This window comes from Flavobacterium ammoniigenes (assembly GCF_020886055.1).
Taxonomy (GTDB): Bacteria; Bacteroidota; Bacteroidia; order Flavobacteriales; family Flavobacteriaceae; genus Flavobacterium; species Flavobacterium ammoniigenes.
Map to the genome: position 1 here is coordinate 1,730,198 of NZ_AP025184.1, position 18,163 is coordinate 1,748,360.

Consider the following 18,163-nt stretch of genomic DNA (forward strand, 5'->3'; position numbering starts at 1 on the left):
TTAATTTTCCGAATAAAGAGCTAACCAATACTACTTTTTGTGGACGAAGTAATAAAAATTGTAAATGATATCAAGGCGGGTAATATTAAACCTATTTACTTTTTGATGGGTGAAGAGCCGTATTATATCGATAAATTATCCGATTATATTGAGCAAAATGTGTTGACTGAAGAGGAAAAAGGCTTCAATCAAACCGTTTTGTATGGTCGCGATGTGACAATTGACGATATTGTTTCGACTGCAAAACGCTACCCCATGATGGCCGAACGCCAAGTGGTCATTGTGAAAGAAGCACAAGATTTGTCAAGAACAATTGATAAAATTGAATCGTATGTAGAAAATCCAATGGAAACTACTGTTCTCGTTTTTTGTTATAAATACAAGACATTAGACAAGCGTAAAAAAGTCACTAAGTTATTAGGTCAAAAAGGGATCGTTTACGAAAGTAAAAAACTGTATGAGAATCAAGTTGGCGATTGGATAAAACGCGTTTTGGCAGGAAAAAAATATTCGATTGAACCAAAAGCTACTGCCATGTTGGTCGAATTTTTAGGGACAGATTTGAGTAAAATCAATAACGAATTAGAAAAATTGCAAATTATACTTCCTGTTGGCAGTACCATTAATCCGCAGCATATCGAAGAAAATATTGGATTTAGTAAGGACTTTAATAATTTCGAATTACTTAATGCCTTAGGTTCTCGCAATCAAGCAAAAGCATTTCATATTGCACAGTATTTTGCCAACAATCCAAAAGCCAATCCTTTGGTGGTAACCACAAGTACTGTTTTTGGTTTTTTTGTTAAAATCCTTAAATACCATGGATTAAAAGATAGAAATCCCTCTAAAGTAGCTTCTGCATTAGGTGTTAGTCCTTATTTTTTAAAAGATTATGATGTAGCTTTGAAAAATTACCCAATGAAGAAAGTAAGCCAAATTATAACTTCGCTTCGAAATGTAGATGTTAAAAGTAAAGGAGTGGGAGCAAGCATGTCACAATCAGATTTATTAAAAGAAATGTTATATACAATATTTAATTAATTCAAAATTTAGATATTTGCACCTCCAAAAAATACAACAAATTATGAGCATGAATAAAAATACGATATTGGGATGGGCCACATTGATTATGATTGTTATGGGCCTTTTATTAATTGGATTAGGTGCATTCCGTTATGATGATGTTGCAGGTTGGGGATTTGCTGCTGTTGGTGTTGGGTTTTTAGCCAATGCTTGGGTTTTTAGTGCGTTAAAGGGAAGAGTATAAAAGTAAATTCAATAATTAATTAAATATGTCAGACGATAAAAAAGTAATATTCTCAATGTCTAAATTGAGTAAAACCTACTCCAGTAGTAACAAACAAGTTTTAAAAGATATCTATTTGAGTTTCTTTTATGGAGCTAAAATTGGAATCCTTGGATTGAATGGTTCCGGTAAATCTTCCCTTTTAAAAATTATAGCTGGAGTTGATAAAAATTACCAAGGCGATGTTGTCTTTGCTCCAGGTTACACCGTTGGCTACCTAGAACAAGAACCACAATTGGACGATTCTAAAACCGTATTGGAAATTGTTCAAGAAGGAGTTGCTGAAACGATGGCAGTTTTAGAAGAATACAACCAAATCAATGATTTATTCGGTTTACCTGAAAACTACGAAGATCAGGATAAAATGGATAAATTGATGGATCGTCAAGCCGCATTACAAGATAAAATTGATGCTTTAGGTGCTTGGGAAATCGATACTAAATTAGAAATTGCAATGGATGCGTTGCGAACTCCAGAAGGCGATACACCAATCAAGAATTTATCGGGTGGTGAACGTCGACGTGTAGCTTTATGTCGTTTGTTATTACAACAGCCAGACGTTTTGCTTTTGGATGAGCCTACCAACCACTTGGATGCTGAGAGTGTACTTTGGTTAGAACAACATTTGGCACAATATGCAGGTACTGTTATTGCAGTAACGCACGACCGTTATTTCTTAGATAACGTAGCCGGTTGGATTTTAGAATTGGATAGAGGAGAAGGTATTCCATGGAAAGGAAATTATTCTTCTTGGTTGGACCAAAAATCGAACCGTATGGCATTAGAAGAAAAAGTAGCCTCTAAACGTAGAAAAACTTTAGAACGAGAGTTGGACTGGGTGCGCCAAGGAGCCAAAGGTCGACAAACCAAACAAAAAGCGCGTTTGCAGAACTACGACAAATTATTAAATGAAGACCAAAAACAACTGGATGAAAATCTAGAAATCTATATTCCAAACGGACCTCGTTTAGGAACCAATGTAATTGAGGCTACCAAAGTGGCGAAAGCTTTTGGCGATAAGTTATTGTACGATAATTTGAATTTCACTTTACCACAAGCAGGAATAGTAGGTATTATTGGACCTAATGGTGCTGGTAAATCAACTATTTTCCGAATGATTATGGGAGAAGAACAACCCGATGGTGGTCAATTTTCTATCGGTGAAACGGTAAAAATTGCTTATGTAGATCAATCGCATTCTAATATTGATCCAGAAAAATCAATCTGGGAAAACTTTGCCGACGGACAGGAATTAGTCATGATGGGAGGAAAGCAGGTAAATTCAAGAGCGTATTTATCTCGTTTCAACTTTGGTGGAAGCGATCAAAACAAAAAAGTATCCATGCTGTCTGGTGGAGAAAGAAACCGTTTGCATTTGGCCATGACATTGAAAGAAGAAGGTAACGTTTTGTTACTGGATGAGCCAACAAATGACTTGGACGTCAACACGCTACGTGCTTTAGAAGAAGGTTTAGAAAACTTTGCCGGTTGCGCAGTAGTAATTTCGCACGACAGATGGTTCTTGGACAGAATTTGCACACACATTTTGGCTTTCGAAGGTGATTCTGAAGTCTATTTCTTTGAAGGAAGTTTCTCGGATTATGAAGAAAACAAAAAGAAACGTTTGGGTGGCGATTTAACTCCGAAACGATTGAAATACAGAAAATTAATTCGTAGTTAAGGAATTAATTTTTTAATATAAAAAGAGGATATCATTTGATATCCTCTTTTTTTATCTTCTTATTTCTTTTTACCAGAATTCATCATTATTAGGACAGCACCAACTAAAGCTAGTATAACCAAACCAAAAACAACTATCATAATAAAGGAGCCGTTTGCCCAAGAATACAATGGTAAATTTCTCATAATTAAGATTTTTAAGATGATCAAATATATGACAGCTTAAAGTACTAATTCATGACAATTGTCATGTAAGACCATTTCATCTAAAAACTTAGATTTCAACTCTTTTGTTGGAACTAAGCAGTGTTGTTTTTTGCCAAACCATTGGTAACGATTTTTGGCAACTAAGTCATATAAAGTATCAGTGAAATAAGTTGGGAGGAGTTTAAAAATCAACAGGCAATTGAAAATGCCTCCAAGACTTTTTATAATTTGAAAAATTGCTTTCGATTTGTAGTAAAATAAGGCTTCTGATTCATACAGAATAATACTATCCGTTTGTTGAATAGCAATCGGGAGTTTAGAAAGTAGTTCTTTACCCAATTTGGATTGTAACGACACAAATCGGAAAACATCTTTTGTATCTTTCTTAATTAAGAATTGTACTGAGGCATCACATAGATTACAAAGTCCGTCAAACAAAATGATTTTTTTATCTTGAGGAAGGTTTTCCATATTACTTTTTAACTGCTTCAACTAGTTCCAAAAGTTCAAGACTCACTTTAGAGGTAAATAAACCATAATTTACCGTGGCTTTATTTCTCTCGATAGCATCAATACTACCTACCGCTTTTCCGTCAAACATTCGCACACGATCTCCTACTTTTAAAATTGGTTTTGGTTTTTCGACTACTTCTTTTACTTTTTTGGCTTTTTTCTCGGCACGAATTTCTTCTACCTGAACAGTTACTTCTTTGATAACTTCTTTTTTCTTTTCGGCAATTACCTTGGTTTCTTTTGCAGTTGCTTTTCTACGTTTGGAATTTTCGATTTCAACTATTTTTAAAAACTCGCCAATAAGGTCTTTTTTATTTTTGTTGTTAAAATATTTCTCTGCAATATCTTCAATTTTTTGGCCAATGTAAATCGTCTTCTGATTGCTATCGTACAATTCCTGATAACTTTCTAATTTCTGCTTAATCTTGAGATTAATGGACTCCATTTTTTTGCTCTCTTCACGTGCTTTGTTTTCTTCCTCCTTTAATGTAGAAGACGTTTTTTCTAGCTTTGAGCGTTCTTTTTGAAGAGTGGCAATGGTTTTGTCAAAACGTACTTTTCCGACTTCAATTTTCTTTTTGGCACGATTAATTAAACTATACGGAATACCATTTTTTTGTGCTACCTCAAAAGTGAACGAACTTCCCGCTTGACCCAATACCAATTTGTACATGGGTTCTAATGATTTTTCGTCAAAAAGCATGTTGGCATTAGTAGCACAAGGCAATTCATTCGCTAGAATTTTTAAATTCGAATAATGAGTGGTAATGATTCCAAAGGCCTCACGATGGTAAAATTCTTCAAGAAATATTTCGGCCAAGGCACCACCTAATTCGGGATCAGATCCTGTACCAAATTCATCAATCAAAAACATCGTTTTCTTGTTGCACTTTTTCAAGAAATAATTCATGTTTTTCAAGCGATAGCTATAGGTACTTAAATGATTTTCGATGGATTGGTTGTCACCAATGTCTGTTAAAATCCGGTCGAACAAAAAGGTTTCACTGCGTTCATGAACCGGAATTAACATTCCGGATTGTAGCATCAATTGTAATAAACCAACCGTTTTTAATGAAATGGTTTTTCCTCCAGCATTCGGTCCTGAAATAACAATGATTCTATTTTCTTGTTCTAATTCAATTGTTTGCGGATAGGTAACTTCGTTTTTTTCGGCATTACTCAAATACAAAATAGGGTGGAAGGCGTCTCTAAAGAACAAACGACGCTCTTCGGTAATAGTGGGTAAAATAGCATTGATTTTGTTAGCATATTTTGCTTTGGCAGCAATGACATCAATGTCACTTAAGAAATTTTGGTATTCAATTAATAATTCTAAATAGGGACGAATTCTATTCGATAATTGCTTTAAAATTCGCGTTATTTCTTCTTTTTCTTCGTATTCTAAATTACTTAATTCACGCGAATATTTCAGTGTTGTTTCGGGCTCAATGTAAGCAATACTTCCAGTTTTAGAACTTCCTAAAATCGAGCCTTTTACTTTACGACGATACATCGCTAAAACCGCTAAAACACGTCGGTTCTGCACAAAACTTTCACGAATGTCGTCCAAATATCCTAAAGAATTGTATTGGGTTAAAGCAATGCCAAAACTTTGATTGACTTTTCCTCTAACCGCATTCATGTCTCTACGAATATTCAGTAAATCGGGAGACGCATTATCTTTAATTTCACCATATTTATCTACCACTTCATCTACCATAGTGATGATGTCTTTGGTCAATTCAACACGTGCCCCTCTATTGTTCAAATTGGGATAATAATCGTGAAATTTTCGCAAGAAATTCAACAAGAAATTAACCGTGCTGGATAAGTTCGCTATTTTTCTAAAACTCCCTACCTCTAGGAAACTATCTTCAATTCCTAAAAATTTAATTTCGTGAGTGATGGCATCAAAACCATGATTGGGAATCGCATTGTTGTTTTGAAAAGATGAGACATATTCCGAAGTTTGTAACAAGGCTTCCATCAAGCTTTCTTTGTCTTTGAAAGGCGTGATTTCTAGCGCTTTTTGTTTTCCAATATCAGTATTACAAATCGCTGACAGCGTTTCTAAAACGGTAGGAAATTGTAAATCTTGTAACGTCTTTTCGGTAATGGATATCATGTATATTGCTATTGGAAAGAAGCAAAGTTACAAAGTTTAAGAGGAGTTTCTTGAAGAAAAAAGTATAATTTTACCAACTATTAATTTTAATCTTATTTTAATACGATGCAACTCCAATTGAATTCTGAATGGCAAGCCATCTTGGCTAAAGAAATTCAAAAATCGTATTTTGGAGAATTACTCAATTCAGTTGATTTGGAATACCAAAACCACATCTGTTATCCACCCAAAGAAATGATTTTTGCAGCTTTTGATTATTGTAGTTTTTCAAACACAAAAGTGGTTGTCATAGGGCAAGACCCATATCATGGGAAAGGTGAGGCTAATGGTTTGTGTTTTTCAGTAAATGATGGTGTAAAAATTCCACCTTCATTGCGCAATATTCACAGAGAATTAGTAGATGATTTAGATAGTATTTTTATTCCTAATTCTGGCAATTTAACATCTTGGGCTAACCAAGGGGTGTTGCTTTTAAATGCTGGATTAACCGTGAGAGAAGATGTACCTAATAGTCACCAATATTTAAAATGGAATCTCTTTACCGATGCGGTAATTCAAAAGCTATCCGATAAAAAAGAAGGATTGGTTTTTTTGCTATGGGGCAATTTTGCTCAAAAAAAAGGAGTAAAAATTAATCGAGAAAAACATTTGGTTCTGGAATCTGGTCATCCTTCGCCATTAAGTGCAAATCAGGGAAAATGGTTTGGAAATAAACATTTTAGTAAGACGAATGCGTATTTAGAATCGAAGGGAGTTGAACCTATTCAATGGCTAGATTTATAATTATTTCTTAGCGATATCTTCTAGAACCGCTTTGTCTGAATAATTGGTTATTGTCAATGTAATTTCTTGATTTTTAACTGTCTTGCCTTCAATAATATATTTTTTCCCTTTACCAACAGCAATATTGCTTTGATCAAAGTCCACGTCTCCATACTGTAAGCAATTTCGAATATCGGTGGTGTCAATCCAAGGTTGGGCTAGGATTGCAGTCGCTTTTGGAGAATAGTTGAAAGGTTTGTTTCTCAAATCGTTGAGTACACGAGCATTTGGAAAGTAATTACAACGGGTATCTTTTCCACTGAATACCATTGAAACAAAGAAAAGTCCCATAATAAGACCCACAAAATAATACGCAAAACGTTGAAAGAATTTCATACTCTAAATTTTTGGCAAAGGTAAAGGAAACTTAATTTAAAAAACAATTAAATTGATATCACTATCACTTAAACCAAACCAATCGCCAATCGCTTTGTTGGTAAGGATTCCGTGGTACATATACACTCCGTTTTTTAATCCTTTGTTACAACGAATCGCACTTTCGATCCCGCCATCTTCTGCAATTTGCATCAAATAAGGGGTAATTATATTACTGATGGAAAGAGAGGCGGTTTTAGAATAACGTGACGGAATATTAGGCACACAATAATGTACTACGTTATTTTTGATAAAAGTAGGTTTTTCATGTGTAGTCACTTCGGAAGTTTCAAAACAACCGCCTGTATCGATACTCACATCCACAATAACAGCACCTTTTTTCATATGTTCCACCATCGTTTCGGTAACAACCACTGGGCAACGCTCAATTCCGCGCATGGCGCCAATGGCTACATCGCATCGGCGTAGCGCTTTTAGTAATGATTTGGGTTGAATCGTAGAGGTGAATATTCGTTGGTTTAAATTGTTTTGTAATCGACGTAATTTGGTAATCGAATTGTCAAAAACTTTAACAGTAGCACCTAAACCAATTGCGGTTTTAGCAGCAAATTCTCCAACTGTACCTGCACCTAAAATGACAACATCAGTTGGAGGAACTCCGGTAATGTTTCCAAACAATAAGCCTTTTCCAAATTGATTGGTAATCATTAATTCGGAAGCAATAAGCACAGAGGCTGTACCTGCAATTTCACTCAACGATTTGACAGCAGGGTAGGTGCCATCTTCATCTTTTATGTATTCAAAGGCTAAGGCTGTAATTTTTTTCTTGGTTAATGCCTCAAAATACTCTTTTTTTCGAGTTTTAATTTGAATAGCCGAAATGATAATCGTATTATGATTAATCATTTCAATCTCAGCTAAACTCGCTGGTTCCACTTTTAAAATCATTGGACAGCCAAATACTTTTTTTGGATCTTGGGTGATTTCGGCACCAGCATCAGCGTATTCTTTGTCGGAATAACTAGAACTTTCTCCAGCTCCAGCTTCTACCATGACACGATGGCCATGACTTGTCAAAGAATTAACAGCATCAGGCGTCAAACAAATACGGCGTTCTTGATGACTGGTTTCCTTGGGGATGCCAATAAACAATTCGCTTTTGTGTTTTGCTATTTCTAATGTTTCCTCTTGAGGTAACAGCTGTTCTTTTGTAAATGGTGATAGTGACATGGTCTATTCAAATTAAGAGGTCCAATTTACGGATTTTTATTTACCTTTTTTGATTAGGAATTAGTAAGGGTCAAATGGCGTTTTTCATTCTCAACTAATTCAATAGTAATTACTGCATGTTCATCCGGAATGAGGCTTGGGATTTTTTCTGCCCATTCAATAAAACACCAGTTGCCTGAATAGAAATAATCATCGGCTCCCATATCTAAGGCTTCCATTTCATTTTTTAAACGGTAAAAATCAAAATGATAAACAACTTGATTGTCAATTGTTTCGTATTCATTAACTAAAGAAAAAGTTGGACTACTAGTTGTTGATGTAACTCCTAAAGTTTTACACAACTGTTTGATTAAAGTAGTTTTACCTACACCCATTTCACCGTGAAACAGAATTACTTTTGGGGTCTTCTGGTCGATTACTTTTTGTGCAACTAATTCTAGTTCGTCTAGTGTAAATACTATTTCCATCTATCGGGGATTAAAAACCAAAAAAGGAACAATCATTTCTTCCAAAGAAATGCCGCCATGTTGGTAGGTATTTTTATAATAACTTACATAATGATTGAAATTGTTGACATAAGCCAAGAACAAATCATTTTTTGCAAAAATATAAGAACTGCTCATATTGATACTAGGTAATCCTATTTTTTTTGGATCTTTAACTGCATACACTTCTTTGTTTTCATACGATAGACTCTTACCAGTTTTATAACGGAGGTTTAAACTTGTGTTTTTATCTCCCACTACTTTTGATGGGTTTTTAACATTAATGGTACCATGATCTGTTGTAATAATCAACTTAAATCCCAGTTTTTGCGCTTGCTGAATGATTCCCAATAAGGGTGAATTTTTAAACCAACTTAAGGTTAAAGAACGGTAGGCCTTGTCATCAGGGGCTAATTCTTTAATTACTTCCATTTCGGTTTTAGCATGCGACAGCATATCGACAAAATTATATACTACCGTAACTAAATCATTAGTTTTTAATGTTTTAAAACTATCTACTAATTTTCGACCACTGGCCAAATTCGTGATTTTAAAATAGTCTTGTTTGATATTTAATCCGAGGCGCTGTAATTGTGCAGTTAAAAATTCTGCCTCATAATTGTTTTTTCCCCCTTCCTCGGTGTCGTTTTTCCAATAATCTGGAAATTGCTTTTCCATTTCTAGAGGCAATAAACCAGAAAAAATCGCATTTCGAGCATATTGAGTTGCCGTTGGCAAAATGGCGTAATAGGGAACTTCTTTTTCTAATTTATAATAATTACCTATGGTGTTTTGCATTACTTCCCATTGATCGTAACGCAAATTATCAATAACTACAAAAAGAACAGGCTTTTCTTTTTTTGTAATTTCAGGAACTACTAATTCTTTTAATAAGGTGTGAGATAAAACAGGGCGATCTGCTTTGGGTTCAAACCAACTTTCGTAATGGCGTTCTATGAATTTACCAAATTGAGAATTTGCCTCCGTTTTTTGTGATTCCAAAATAAAACTCATCCCAGAGTCATTAATGTTTTCCAATTGTAATTCCCAGAAAATTAATTTTTTATACAATTCAATCCAATCGTCAAAAGAATTGACAGAAGCCATTTCTAAAGTGATTTTTCTGAATTCTTTTTGATAATCTAAAGTTGTTTTTTGAGAAATCAAGCGAGAATGGTCTAGATTCTTTTTTAAGCTTAATAAAATTTGGTTGGGATTAACGGGTTTAATTAGATAATCAGCGATTTTAGAACCTATGGCTTCTTCCATTATATATTCCTCTTCACTTTTGGTAATCATAATCATGGGAACCGATGATTTTTTTTCTTTCATTTCGGAAAGTGTTTCTAAACCACTCATCCCGGGCATATTTTCATCTAGAAAAACGATATCAAAGTTCTCATTTTCAAAAATATCGATGGCATCTAAACCATTGTTGCAAGTTGTAACAGTGTAATTTTTATTTTCTAAAAATAAAATATGAGGCTTCAAAAGGTCTATTTCATCATCTACCCACAGGATTTTTATTGTATCTTCCATATTGTATTATTAGTTACCGAAGGGCAATTTACAGTTTTTAAAACGTTGTTTTGCAAAAAATATACTTTTAATTAGCATCCTTTTAATTCTAAATTATTGACAAACAGATTTTTCGATTATTCTAAAAATTAAACTCCTTTATCTTGTATGTCAAAACGAATTTACTACTTTTATACTTTATCAAATTAACTAAAAACTATGAAAACGAATTCAATTAAAAACGTCTTATTTGTTACTGTATTTTCAGTAACAGCGTCTTTTGCACAACACGCATTTGTAAATACACCTCCAGAGGTTTCGCCAATGCCAATGAAACCTGAAATGACTGAAATTTGGAATCCTGAGGTCAAAGTGATTACTCCTGCAAAAAAAATTGGAGATGCGCCATCGGATGCTATTATTTTATTTGACGGTAAAAATTTAAACCAATGGGTCAATAAAAAAGACAACAGTAAACCTGCTGGATGGAAAATTGTGAATAACGATTATTTTGAAGTGGTTCCAGAATCTGGCGATATTCAAACCGTAATGAAATTTGGAGATTGTCAATTGCATATCGAATGGAGTGCTCCAGATGAAGTGTTAGATGGTGGTCAAATGAGAGGAAATAGCGGTGTTTTTTTTCAAAATCGATACGAACTACAAGTATTAGATTCGTACAACAATAGAACCTACAACAACGGTCAAGCAGGAAGTATCTACAAAGATCATCCACCATTAGTGAATGCTATGAAAGCACCATTGGAATGGAATGTGTACGATGTAATCTATACGGCACCACGTTTTAAAGCCAATGGATTAATTGATGCTCCAGCAAGAATAACGGTTTTCCATAATGGCGTTGTGGTTCAAAATAATGCTACTATAAATGGTTTAACCTTATACATGGGATTGCACAATTACCCAGAATCTCATGGTGAAGATGTAATTTCACTTCAAGATCACGGTTGTAAAACCCAATTTAGAAACATTTGGTTAAGAAGACTTTAATCAAACAAAAGGAGAGCAATAGCTCTCCTTTTTGTTTACAACACTTACAACTCATATTTAATTTTTGAACCAATACATTCTTCATCTTTATTCATTAATGTCTCATTTTCCTTAAGTTGTTTAATATAATCTAAGCTTTCATTTGAAGTACACATTAACGATTTGATCTTTTCAATCAAAATATGGTCTTGAATTTGAGTAATCCATTGAATTAAATGTAGCTTATCATTTTGTAATTTTTGAGTATCCATTATGTTTCAATTTTAATTCAAAATTCCCACTCTTAGTCTCACAAATTTATGAATTAATTGGATACAAAATATAAATCAATTTCCTTATATTTGTTGCCCTAAAGCACTATAAAGTGAGTCAAATCAACAAACTTAAAATATTCAATGATCCAATCTATGGATTCATCACAATTCCCAACGCTTTAATCTACGATTTAATTCAGCATCCTTATTTTCAACGTTTGCGACGTATATCTCAAATGGGGTTGTCTTATTTGGTTTATCCCGGTGCCAATCATACCCGTTTTCATCATGCGTTAGGTTGTATGCATTTAATGCAAAAAGCGGTTGATGTATTACGTTTCAAAGGTATTGCCATTTCAGATGAAGAAGAAAACGCTTTGTATATTGCCATTTTGTTACATGATATCGGTCATGGACCATTTTCGCATGCAATGGAAAAAAGTATCGTTGAAGAAGTGCATCACGAAGCCATTTCATTGGTATTTATGAGCCAATTGAACGATGAATTTAAAGGACAATTGAGTTTAGCTATTCAAATATTTAAAGGAGAATACCATCGCAAATTCATGTTGCAATTGATTTCAAGTCAATTAGACATGGATCGAATGGATTACTTAAAACGCGATAGTTTTTATTCAGGTGTAGCAGAAGGGAATGTCAATTCAGAGCGTTTGATCCAAATGATGAATGTAGTGGAGGATGTTTTAGTGATTGAAGAAAAAGGAATTTATTCAGTTGAGAAATTCTTGATGTCGCGACGTTTGATGTATTGGCAAGCCTACTTGCACAAAACAAGTTTAGTAGCTGAATTAATTTTGACTAAAGTGCTAAAACGTGCCAAAGAACTAACCCTAAAAGGGATAACATTACCTTGTAGCGAGCCGTTGTTATTTTTTATGCAAAACCGAATTGTTCTTGACAATTTTAATGCCCAAACACTCGATTTATTTTCGCAACTAGATGATTTTGATATCATTAGTGCTTTAAAATCATGGCAAGGTCAAGATGATTTTATTTTATCGTCCTTGAGTAAAATGATAATTAATCGAGATTTGCCAAAAATTAAAGTCGTGACAGATAAATTACTTCTTGAGGATATGTTGCCTTTGCAAGAACGTTTTGCAGCAGAAAATAATATTTCCATAGCAGATACCAATTACTTTATTTTTAAAGGGAAAATTAAAAACCAAGCCTACAGCAAAGAAGCTGAGCCTATTCGTATTCTGAAAAAAGACAGAACGATTGAAGATGTAGTAGAAGCTTCTGATCAATTGAATTTGAAATCTTTATCAAAATCAGTAACTAAATATTACATTTGTTTTCCAAAACAACTAGTTTAAAACGCGGTAATACTATCTATTTTTTATATTTTTGTCGGAATGAAGTTTACAGCACAGCAAATAGCGGAAATCTTAGAAGGTGAAGTGGTAGGTAATCCCCATATTGAAGTTGCTATGCTTTCCAAAATAGAAGAAGGTCAAAAAGGATCTTTGACTTTTTTATCCAATCCAAAATACCAAAATTATATTTATACCACTCAGGCCTCTATTACTATCGTAAATAGAACATTTGTGCCTGAATCAGCTATTGCCACAACCTTAATAAAAGTAGATGACGCTTATGGTGCATTTACTAAGTTATTAGAATTTTACAACCAAGTAAAATTGAATAAAACTGGAATAGAATCTCTTTCTTTTATTGACGAGACTGTGCGTTATGAAGAAGATTTATACTTAGGGAGTTTCAGTTATATTGGTAAAAATGTTGTGCTTGGAAAAAATGTCAAAATTTATCCTAATTCCTATATTGGCGATAATGTTATCATTGGTAACAATGTGACTATTTTTGCTGGTGGAAAAGTGTATTCAGAAACAGTAATTGGTAACAATTGTACAATTCATTCTGGAGCCATAATTGGTTCCGATGGATTCGGGTTTGCACCCAATTCCGATGGCACCTACACTAAAATACCTCAAATTGGGAATGTAGTAATTGAAGATGATGTTGAAATAGGGGCATGTACAACTGTTGACAGAGCCACCATGGGATCCACTTTTATTCGCAAAGGAGTAAAATTAGACAACCAAATTCAAGTAGGACACAATGTAGAAATTGGTGAAAATACTGTAATCGCCGCTCAAACCGGAATTGCGGGATCAACCAAAATTGGGAAAAATGGGATGATTGGAGGAAAAGTAGGTTTTGCAGGTCATATCACTGTTGGAAATAATGTTAGGATTAAAGCAAATTCGGGTGTTACTAAGAATGTAAAAGACGGTGAAGTACTGCAAGGTCCTTTGGCTTTTACTGATTCTAGTTATGCCAAATCATATGTTCATTTCAAGAATTTGCCTAAAATTTTATCAGAAATAGAAGAATTAAAAAAAGAAATACTAAATCTAAAAACGAATACCAATGGTTAAACAAAAAACCATCAAATCAGAAATTTCACTTACAGGTGTAGGTTTACACACGGGCAAAGAGGTGAAAATGACTTTCAAACCAGCCCCAGTAAATAATGGATTTACATTTGTCCGTGTCGATCTTGAAGGGCAACCCGTGATTGAAGCAGATGCTAATTACGTAGTGAATACCCAACGTGGAACTAATTTGGAAAAATTAGGTGTTCAAATTCAAACTCCCGAACATGTTTTGGCAGCTTTAACAGGCTGTGATTTAGATAATGTGATTATCGAATTGAACGCATCGGAGTTACCAATTATGGACGGTTCGTCAAAATATTTTGTTGAAGCGATAGAAAAAGCAGGAGTGGAAGAGCAAGAAGCTAAACGAAATGTTTATGTGGTAAAAGAAGTTATTTCATTTACAGACGAATCAACAGGTAGCGAAATTTTAGTGATGCCGAGCGATAGTTATTGTATTACTACAATGGTTGATTTTGGTACTAAAATTTTGGGTACTCAAAATGCAACAATGAAAAGTCTGTCAGAATTTAAAGATGAATTTTCTGATTCAAGAACCTTTAGTTTTTTACATGAATTAGAAGCCTTGTTAAATAATGGATTAATCAAAGGGGGCGATTTAAATAATGCCATTGTATATGTTGATAAAGAAATATCAGCAACTACAATGGATAATTTGAAGAAAGCATTTGGTAAAGAAAATTTGACTGTAAAACCCAATGGGATTTTGGATAATCTTACGTTGCACTATCCTAACGAAGCTGCCCGTCATAAATTATTAGATGTTGTAGGCGATTTATCTTTGATTGGAACAAGAATTCAAGGAAAAGTTATTGCGAATAAACCAGGTCATTATGTAAACACTCAGTTTGCTAAAAAGCTTGCTAAGATTATTAAAATTGAACAACGTAATTTTGTACCTACTTATGATTTGCATCAAGAACCATTGATGGATATTCATAAAATCATGGAAACATTACCACACCGCCCTCCATTTTTATTGATTGACAGAATTATTGAAATGTCAGAAAATCATGTAGTCGGAATGAAAAATGTTACTATGAACGAAGACTTCTTTGTAGGACATTTCCCTGAAGCACCAGTTATGCCAGGTGTTTTAATTGTTGAAGCCATGGCTCAAACAGGTGGTGTTTTAGTATTAAGCACGGTTCCAGATCCTGAAAATTATTTGACTTATTTCATGAAAATGGACAATGTAAAGTTCAAACACAAAGTACTTCCAGGAGATACTTTGATTTTCAAATGTGACTTAATTACTCCAATACGAAGAGGAATTTGTCATATGCAAGCCAATGCCTATGCCAATGGAAAATTAGTGGCTGAAGCAGAATTAATGGCACAAATTGCTAAAAAATAAAAAATATTAGAAAATTCGCAGTAGTTTTATCGCGAATTTTCTTTTGAATAGAAATTAAAAACAATACAGATGAATCAACCGTTAGCATACGTTCATCCCGGCGCAAAGATTGCCAAAAATGTAGTTATTGAACCTTTTACAACTATCCATAACAATGTAATTATTGGTGATGGAACTTGGATTGGTTCCAATGTAACCATTATGGAAGGTGCCCGAATTGGAAAAAATTGTAATATTTTCCCTGGAGCAGTAATTTCTGCAGTTCCTCAAGATTTGAAATTTGGAGGAGAAGATTCTTTAGCCATTATAGGGGACAATTGTACCATCAGAGAATGTGTTACTATCAATAGAGGTACCGTTGCTTCAGGTCAAACCGTAATTGGAGATAATTGTTTGGTCATGGCATACGCACACATTGCACACGATTGTGTAGTGGGAAATAATGCAATTATTGTAAACGGAGTTGCTTTGGCAGGACATGTTATAGTAGGGAACTATGCGGTTATTGGTGGTTTAGCTGCCGTACACCAATTTATTCATATTGGAGACCACGCGATGATTTCAGGAGGTTCATTGGTTAGAAAAGATGTTCCACCTTTTACTAAAGCAGCAAAAGAGCCATTGTCTTATGTTGGAATTAATTCCATCGGATTAAGACGAAGAGGTTTTACTACAGAAAAAATTAGAGAGATTCAGGATATATATCGTATTCTATATCAAAAAAATTACAACACCACTCAAGCTATCGGTATTATTGAAGCCGAAATGGAAGCTACACCAGAACGTGATGAAATATTAGATTTTATCCGAAATTCATCTCGTGGCGTTATGAAGGGCTACAGTGGCAATTATTAATAAGTAAGATAAATAGAAATAAATACAATTTAAAATGGCAAGTACATCAGATATTAGAAACGGATTATGTATTAAATACAATAATGATATTTATAAAATCATTGAATTTCTTCACGTTAAACCAGGAAAAGGTCCTGCTTTTGTTAGAACCAAATTGAAATCATTAACTAACGGAAAAGTATTGGATAATACCTTTTCTGCTGGACATAAAATTGAAGAAGTTCGTGTTGAAACACATACCTTTCAATACTTATATGCTGAAGGCGATGATTTTCATTTTATGAATACGGAGTCATTTGAACAAATAACATTAAACAAAAAAGTGTTAGATAACCCAGGACTTTTGAAAGAAGGAACTAATGTAATGGTTCAGATCAATTCTGAAACGGATGCTCCTCTTTCTGTAGATATGCCCGCTTCGATTGTTTTAGAAGTTACGTATGCAGAACCTGGTGTTAAAGGAAATACAGCTACTAATGCTACTAAATCAGCCACAGTTGAAACAGGAGCGACAGTAAACGTTCCTTTGTTTATTAACGAAGGAGATAAGATTAAAATTGATACCGCTTCAGGTTCTTACATGGAACGCGTAAAAGAATAAATGAACTTATAAATAAAGGTTGGAAGTCGCTTGACTCTCAACCTTTATTTATTTATTATATTGGTGCATGAAATTTTCTCAACCTCAAACCTTAAAAGATATTGCCAACTTAATTCATTGTGATTTTGTTGGAGATGCTCATTTTCCAGTTTTAGGAATGAATGAAATTCATGTGGTAGAGCCTGGAGATATTGTGTTTGTGGACCATCCAAAATATTACGATAAGGCATTGGAATCCAAAGCAACCATTATCTTAATTAATAAAGAAGTGAATTGCCCTGCTGGCAAAGCGTTATTAATATCAAATGATCCGTTTCGAGATTTCAATGTATTGACAAGACATTTTATGCCATTTCAATCTTCCAATGTTTCTATTTCGCCTTCGGCAAAAATTGGTCACGGGACGATTATTCAACCTAATACTTTTATTGGAAATAATGTAGTGATTGGAATCAATTGTTTAATTCATTCCAATGTGGCTATTTATGATCATACTGTTATTGGCAATAATGTAATTATTCATGCGGGAACAGTCATTGGAGGTGATGCTTTTTATTATAAAAAACGTCCTGAAGGATTTGATCAATTGCTTTCAGGCGGAAGAGTGGTAATCGAAAACAATGTGGGTATCGGTGCACTTTGTACTATAGATAAAGGAGTAACAGGCGATACAACCATTGGAGAAGGAACTAAATTAGACAATCAAGTACATGTTGGTCACGATACTGTAATTGGAAAAAAATGTTTGATAGCTTCCCAAACCGGAATTGCTGGATGTGTAATCATTGAGGATGAAGTAACACTTTGGGGACAAGTAGGAACCACTAGCGGAATTACAATTGGTTCAAAAGCAGTAGTAATGGGACAAACTGGTGTGACTAAGTCTATAGAAGGAGGGAAGTCCTATTTTGGTACTCCAGTAGAGGAGTCTAGAGAAAAATTAAAACAATTGGCCAATATCAAAAAGATACCTGAATTAATTAACAAATTGAAATAATGTCTGCAAAAAAATTAATACAAAATTTTTACAAATCAGATGCGTTAATCGATGCCGAAGTCATGAAAGAATTCTTGCATCCTGAAATTATTTTAGATTGGAATAGTAGTAAAGGATTTGTTCAACTGAATTATGATGGTATTCTGGATTTAGCAGGAGAATTAAGCAAAGCCTATGTGCGTTCTAAAGTAAGAATAAGTCATATTCTTTCAGAAAATGACTTAGTTTCGGTTCGCTATTCGCATTATGTTAAGACGATTGAAAATCCTAGAGAAGAGATGTTTTTAGCTAATTTTATTGTGATTTGGCAACTCAAAGACAACCAATTGTTCCGAGGCTATCAAATGAGTCAAATTTCTTAATATATTTTCCATTAAAAACTTCGAAAATAATTTCAAAATCGTATTTTTGCGAAACAATTT

20 protein-coding genes are annotated in these 18,163 nt (G+C 34.0%); 12 read left to right on the top strand and 8 right to left on the bottom strand.

Annotated elements, in window-relative coordinates:
• Positions 1–39 precede the first annotated feature (39 nt).
• The 3 genes from holA to ettA are packed head-to-tail and all read left to right on the top strand — an operon-like array spanning position 40 to position 2,987.
• Entirely contained in the window at positions 40–1,041 is a 1,002-nt protein-coding gene (holA, locus tag LPC21_RS07970; protein ID WP_229316636.1) for a DNA polymerase III subunit delta, read from the top strand.
• A 43-nt stretch (positions 1,042–1,084) separates the two neighbouring features.
• Entirely contained in the window at positions 1,085–1,267 is a 183-nt protein-coding gene (locus LPC21_RS07975; RefSeq protein ID WP_229316637.1) for a CAL67264 family membrane protein, read from the top strand.
• A gap of 25 nt (positions 1,268–1,292) precedes the next feature.
• Complete coding sequence (ettA, locus tag LPC21_RS07980) at positions 1,293–2,987, top strand: energy-dependent translational throttle protein EttA (protein ID WP_229316638.1); 1,695 nt, start codon at positions 1,293–1,295, stop codon at positions 2,985–2,987.
• Positions 2,988–3,046: 59 nt separating this feature from the next.
• Here the strand turns inward: ettA and LPC21_RS10285 are convergent, their stop codons facing one another.
• From LPC21_RS10285 to LPC21_RS07990, 3 genes are read right to left on the bottom strand one after another with little or no spacing between them, the layout of a single operon-like run.
• Positions 3,047–3,172: a hypothetical protein gene (locus LPC21_RS10285; protein WP_255645428.1), complete on the bottom strand. Its 126-nt coding sequence runs from the start codon at positions 3,170–3,172 to the stop codon at positions 3,047–3,049.
• 36 nt (positions 3,173–3,208) lie between these two features.
• Complete coding sequence (locus LPC21_RS07985; protein ID WP_229316639.1) at positions 3,209–3,664, bottom strand: thiol-disulfide oxidoreductase DCC family protein; 456 nt, start codon at positions 3,662–3,664, stop codon at positions 3,209–3,211.
• A gap of 1 nt (position 3,665) precedes the next feature.
• The gene (locus LPC21_RS07990) at positions 3,666–5,831 is read right to left on the bottom strand and encodes an endonuclease MutS2 (RefSeq protein WP_229316640.1); all 2,166 of its coding nucleotides are present in this window, start codon (positions 5,829–5,831) and stop codon (positions 3,666–3,668) included.
• 105 nt (positions 5,832–5,936) lie between these two features.
• Between LPC21_RS07990 and ung the strand changes: the two genes are divergently transcribed.
• The gene (gene ung / locus LPC21_RS07995; RefSeq protein ID WP_229316641.1) at positions 5,937–6,614 is read left to right on the top strand and encodes a uracil-DNA glycosylase; all 678 of its coding nucleotides are present in this window, start codon (positions 5,937–5,939) and stop codon (positions 6,612–6,614) included.
• Here the strand turns inward: ung and LPC21_RS08000 are convergent, their stop codons facing one another.
• Genes LPC21_RS08000 through porX form a run of 4 tightly spaced genes read right to left on the bottom strand, consistent with a single transcriptional unit; the run spans position 6,615 to position 10,243 of the window.
• Entirely contained in the window at positions 6,615–6,989 is a 375-nt protein-coding gene (locus LPC21_RS08000) for a DUF4258 domain-containing protein (protein ID WP_229316642.1), read from the bottom strand. It abuts the gene before it with no gap.
• A 36-nt stretch (positions 6,990–7,025) separates the two neighbouring features.
• Positions 7,026–8,219 carry an alanine dehydrogenase gene (locus LPC21_RS08005; RefSeq protein ID WP_229316643.1) on the bottom strand — a complete coding sequence of 398 codons (1,194 nt, stop codon included), beginning with the start codon at positions 8,217–8,219 and terminating at the stop codon, positions 7,026–7,028.
• Positions 8,220–8,272: 53 nt separating this feature from the next.
• The gene (gene tsaE / locus LPC21_RS08010) at positions 8,273–8,686 is read right to left on the bottom strand and encodes a tRNA (adenosine(37)-N6)-threonylcarbamoyltransferase complex ATPase subunit type 1 TsaE (protein ID WP_229316644.1); all 414 of its coding nucleotides are present in this window, start codon (positions 8,684–8,686) and stop codon (positions 8,273–8,275) included.
• Positions 8,687–10,243, bottom strand: a complete 1,557-nt coding sequence (porX, locus tag LPC21_RS08015; RefSeq protein WP_229316645.1) for a T9SS response regulator signal transducer PorX — start codon at positions 10,241–10,243, stop codon at positions 8,687–8,689.
• A 198-nt stretch (positions 10,244–10,441) separates the two neighbouring features.
• Between porX and LPC21_RS08020 the strand changes: the two genes are divergently transcribed.
• Positions 10,442–11,233, top strand: coding sequence for a 3-keto-disaccharide hydrolase (locus LPC21_RS08020; protein ID WP_229316646.1), 792 nt, complete (start codon positions 10,442–10,444; stop codon positions 11,231–11,233).
• Between the two features lie 44 nt (positions 11,234–11,277).
• Here LPC21_RS08020 and LPC21_RS08025 read toward each other — a convergent pair whose 3' ends face one another.
• Positions 11,278–11,484, bottom strand: a complete 207-nt coding sequence (locus LPC21_RS08025) for a hypothetical protein (protein WP_229316647.1) — start codon at positions 11,482–11,484, stop codon at positions 11,278–11,280.
• Positions 11,485–11,597: 113 nt separating this feature from the next.
• Here LPC21_RS08025 and LPC21_RS08030 point away from each other — a divergent pair, with 113 nt between their 5' ends.
• The 7 genes from LPC21_RS08030 to LPC21_RS08060 all read left to right on the top strand — a co-directional run bounded on the left by LPC21_RS08030 (position 11,598) and on the right by LPC21_RS08060 (position 18,103).
• Positions 11,598–12,827, top strand: a complete 1,230-nt coding sequence (locus LPC21_RS08030; protein ID WP_229316648.1) for an HD domain-containing protein — start codon at positions 11,598–11,600, stop codon at positions 12,825–12,827.
• Between the two features lie 39 nt (positions 12,828–12,866).
• A complete protein-coding gene (gene lpxD, locus LPC21_RS08035; protein WP_229316649.1) occupies positions 12,867–13,910 on the top strand; it encodes a UDP-3-O-(3-hydroxymyristoyl)glucosamine N-acyltransferase in 1,044 nt (347 codons plus the stop codon).
• On the top strand, positions 13,903–15,288 hold the full coding sequence (locus LPC21_RS08040) for a bifunctional UDP-3-O-[3-hydroxymyristoyl] N-acetylglucosamine deacetylase/3-hydroxyacyl-ACP dehydratase (RefSeq protein WP_229316650.1): 1,386 nt from the start codon (positions 13,903–13,905) through the stop codon (positions 15,286–15,288). The genes lpxD and LPC21_RS08040 overlap by 8 nt, the downstream gene beginning before the upstream one ends.
• Before the next feature lie 69 nt (positions 15,289–15,357).
• A complete protein-coding gene (lpxA, locus tag LPC21_RS08045; protein WP_229316651.1) occupies positions 15,358–16,143 on the top strand; it encodes an acyl-ACP--UDP-N-acetylglucosamine O-acyltransferase in 786 nt (261 codons plus the stop codon).
• 34 nt (positions 16,144–16,177) lie between these two features.
• The gene (gene efp / locus LPC21_RS08050; protein ID WP_229316652.1) at positions 16,178–16,744 is read left to right on the top strand and encodes an elongation factor P; all 567 of its coding nucleotides are present in this window, start codon (positions 16,178–16,180) and stop codon (positions 16,742–16,744) included.
• Positions 16,745–16,811: 67 nt separating this feature from the next.
• The gene (locus LPC21_RS08055) at positions 16,812–17,741 is read left to right on the top strand and encodes a UDP-3-O-(3-hydroxymyristoyl)glucosamine N-acyltransferase (protein WP_229316653.1); all 930 of its coding nucleotides are present in this window, start codon (positions 16,812–16,814) and stop codon (positions 17,739–17,741) included.
• Positions 17,741–18,103: a nuclear transport factor 2 family protein gene (locus LPC21_RS08060; RefSeq protein ID WP_229316654.1), complete on the top strand. Its 363-nt coding sequence runs from the start codon at positions 17,741–17,743 to the stop codon at positions 18,101–18,103. Before LPC21_RS08055 ends, LPC21_RS08060 begins: the two co-directional genes overlap by 1 nt.
• Positions 18,104–18,163 lie beyond the last annotated feature (60 nt).